At 31.7% G+C, this 3951-nt stretch carries 4 protein-coding genes; all 4 read left to right on the top strand.

Annotated elements, in window-relative coordinates; all coding sequences use genetic code 11:
- A partial coding sequence (locus ABMA45_RS00020) for a carbohydrate ABC transporter permease (RefSeq protein WP_348029851.1) occupies positions 1-510 on the top strand: 510 nt, incomplete at its 5' end.
- 20 nt (positions 511-530) lie between these two features.
- Complete coding sequence (gene malQ, locus ABMA45_RS00015) at positions 531-2021, top strand: 4-alpha-glucanotransferase (protein WP_022087837.1); 1491 nt, start codon at positions 531-533, stop codon at positions 2019-2021.
- A gap of 121 nt (positions 2022-2142) precedes the next feature.
- Entirely contained in the window at positions 2143-3171 is a 1029-nt protein-coding gene (locus ABMA45_RS00010; protein WP_022087836.1) for a LacI family DNA-binding transcriptional regulator, read from the top strand.
- Between the two features lie 12 nt (positions 3172-3183).
- Positions 3184-3798, top strand: a complete 615-nt coding sequence (locus ABMA45_RS00005; protein WP_022087835.1) for a YesL family protein — start codon at positions 3184-3186, stop codon at positions 3796-3798.
- The last annotated feature ends 153 nt before the right edge of the window (positions 3799-3951 follow it).

Here is a 3951-nt window from a genome sequence, read left to right as displayed (position 1 = left end):
TACTTGTTTGTATTTTCAATGGTAGTACCATTCCAGATGGTAATGTTCACATTGTCAAATACAGCAGATTCATTGGGACTTAACACACCTTGGTCAATTCCAATTATATATTTGGGATTTGGAGCAGGAATGGCAGTATTTATGTTTACAGGATTTATAAAAGGTTTACCGCTTGAAATTGAAGAAGCAGCAGCAATTGATGGATGTGGACCAATAAGAACATTTTTTATTGTCATTATCCCAATGTTAAAGCCAACGCTTATATCAGTTGGAATTCTTGAAATAATGTGGATTTGGAATGATTACTTACTTCCATATTTAGTTCTTGACTTAGATAAATATAGAACAATTCCTATTCATATCCAGTACTTACAGGGAAGTTATGGTTCAGTTGATTTAGGAGCTATAATGGCACTTATTATATTAAGTATTATACCTGTTATTATATTCTATCTGACATGTCAGAAGCATATTATAAAAGGTGTGGCTGCAGGAGCAGTAAAAGGTTAAATGATATTTAAGGAGGAACTATGAGGGCTAGTGGAATTTTATTACCGATTTCCAGCTTGCCGGGAAAATATGGTATTGGAAGTTTTTCAAAAGAAGCATATAGGTTTGTAGATTTTTTGAAAAATGCCCATCAGAAATATTGGCAAATATTGCCTGTAGGTCCAACCAGTTATGGAGATTCACCTTATCAGTCATTTTCTACTTATGCAGGAAATCCTTATTTTATCAGTTTAGAGGAATTGATTGAAGAAGGACTGTTAACTGAGGAAGAATGTGATAAGGTGGACTTTGGTAACAGAATAGACAAAGTTAACTATGAAAAATTGTATAACGGTAGATTTAAGCTTTTAAAGAAGGCTTATAAAAAGAGCAATATAAGTGAAAAAGAAGATTTTGACAAATTTAAAAGCGAGAATTGTTATTGGTTAAATGATTATGCAATGTTTATGGCCATAAAAGACAGATTTAATGGTCAAAGCTTTGATAAATGGGCTGAAGATATAAAACTCAGATGGGGATATTCAATGGAATATTATCAGAATGAATTAAAGGATGAAATTGAATTTTATAAATTCATTCAATATGAGTTTTACAGGCAATGGTATAAATTAAAAAAGTATGCTAACGAAAATGGCATAAAGATTATTGGAGATATTCCAATATATGTGGCTTATGACAGTGCTGATGTATGGGCACATCCTGAATTATTTCAAATGGATGAAAATGGAAAACCGGTTGCAGTTGCAGGATGTCCTCCTGATGGATTTTCAGCAACAGGACAATTATGGGGAAATCCATTATACAGATGGGATTATCATAAGCAAACAAATTATGATTGGTGGATAAAGCGTATAGAAAGAAGTGTCAAACTATACGATGTTGTAAGGATTGATCATTTTAGAGGGTTTGATGAGTATTATTCAATTCCAGCTGAGGATGAAGATGCAACAAACGGACATTGGGAAAAGGGACCTGGGATTGACTTATTTAATGCAATTAAATATTGTCTTGGTGATGTAAATATAATAGCAGAAGATTTAGGATACATAACTGATACAGTAAGACAGTTGGTTAAAGACTCAGGTTTTCCAAATATGAAAGTTTTAGAATTTGCTTTTGATAGCAGAGATTCATCAGGACCTAAGGATTATTTACCGTATAATTATGATAAAAATTGTGTGGTTTATACAGGAACTCACGATAATGAAACATTAAAGGGGTGGCTTGATAGTATCGAACCTGAGGAAGTGGAAATGATTCAAAAATACATAGGAAGAAGAGTTGATGACAAAGCAGAACTTGTTGATGAAATAATAAGACTGGCACAGGCATCAACGGCAGATACATGCATTATTCCTATGCAGGATTATCTGCATTTAGATAACAAAGCAAGAATGAATACTCCGTCTACGTTAGGAAATAATTGGATGTGGCGCATGAAATCTACTCAGATTACTAAAAAGTTAACAAGTGCAATTAAAGAATTAACAGTTCTTTATGGCAGAGATTAACATAGCATATAAAAGCTGCGATGGATATATTCTTTTCGCAGCTTTTTGCATAAACAGAATGTTTGTGATAAAATACTAAACCGTGAAAAATTTAGTAAATGTAGAATGAAAGGGGAAAGACATGGCAAATTTAACTATTAAAGACATAGCAAAAATATGTGGAGTTGGAATTAGCACTGTCTCTCGAGCAATTAATGATGACCCAGGTATTAATCAGGAAACCAGGAAGAGAATTTTAAAAGTTATAAAAGAATATAATTATGTTCCTAACAATAGTGCGAGAAATTTAAAAATGACAGACTCAAATACAATAGCATTACTTATAAAGGGAATTGATAACCAGTTCTTTCAGGGAATGTTAAAAATATTTGAAGAAGAATTGAAAAAATTAGAATATACATTTCTGTTACATGCAGTAGGTGAAGATCAGGATGATGTTAGTGTTGCAGTTCAGTTAGCAAAAGAAAAAAGATTAAAGGGACTTATTTTTCTTGGAGGTCAAATGGATTATTTGGATACAAGATTAGAGGAAATAGGTGTTCCATATGTATTATGCACTGTAGCAGTAAATATGATGGCACCAAAGAGAAACTGCTCGTCAGTATCTATAGACGATGAGAAAGAAAGTTATAGGGCGGTTGATTATTTGTGCAAAAAAGGGCACAGAAAAATAGCAATGATTTCAGGAAAAAATACTGACCAGGCTGTAGGTGGACTTAGATTAAGAGGCTATATGAGAGCATTAAAAGATAATGGCATAGACATAAATGATAACTTAATCAGATACATGAAAGATGATATTCCTGAATATACAGTAGCAAATGGATATGAAGTAACAAAAGAATTGTTAAAGTCAAAAGAAGAATTTACTGCATTATATGCAATATCAGATTTAACAGCTTTTGGAGCATACAAGGCAATATCTGAAGAGGGTAAATCAATACCTGATGATTACTCTGTTTTAGGGTTTGATGGAATTGAAATGTCAAAGTATTTTCAACCGTCATTATCAACAATGAAACAGCCTTGTGAACAAATGGTAAAATCATCAATAGATTTATTAATGGAACAGATAAATGGAAATAACGAAAAGAAACAATTAATCTTTGAAGCAGAATTGCTTGAGAGAGATTCTGTAAAAGAAATTTAAGGAGAACTATAGGTGTTTGGAATTGATGGCAAATTTTACGAAATAGTTTCAGCAATAGCTGATTTGGTAATTTTGAATTTATTGTTTGTACTTTGTTCGTTGCCAATATTTACTATTGGAGCATCGACGACGGCACTTTTTGGTGTTACTAAGAAGATGGCAGATAATAGAGAAGGATACATAGTAAGAACTTATTTTAAGTTATTTAAAGAAAATTTTAAACAGTCAACTGCAATGTGGCTGATTTTATTGATGTTGTCAATAATTCCTACACTTGATTTATACATAGTGAATAGTTTAAAGGAAGGGATAGTAGTTACAGCATTGAAAGGACTGCTTCTTGGATTTGCGCTTGCAATACTGTTTGTGTTTCTTTACGCAATGGCATTGCAAAGTACTTTTGAAAATACAATTAAAACTACTTTGAAAAATGCATTGCTTATGGGTATTGGGCATTTCCCATGGACTTTATTGATACTTTGTATAACGTTACTTCCGGTTATTTTAATTATATTTTTAGGTAAAGATGCCGTAAGTATTATTTATATTATGCTATTTGCCGGATTTGCTTTGTTGGCGTATTTAAACTCATATATTTTAAATTTTATTTTCAAAAAATATATGTAAACAAATATTTAATACTTAAGTTAAGGATGATTATAAATGTTCGACTAAAAAATGTAAAGTTAATGTTTGGGTGTTAACATTATATATGATAAAGAAAAAAATCTGTCACTGATAGAAATATCATCTGATATGATACCTCTAAAGTAGACAGAT

Source organism: Eubacterium sp. CAG:156 (assembly GCF_000434315.1).
GTDB lineage: Bacteria > Bacillota > Clostridia > Lachnospirales > Lachnospiraceae > Eubacterium_U > Eubacterium_U album.
Note: the sequence above shows the minus strand (reverse complement) of the source record. Positions and strands in the feature narration are given on the sequence as shown.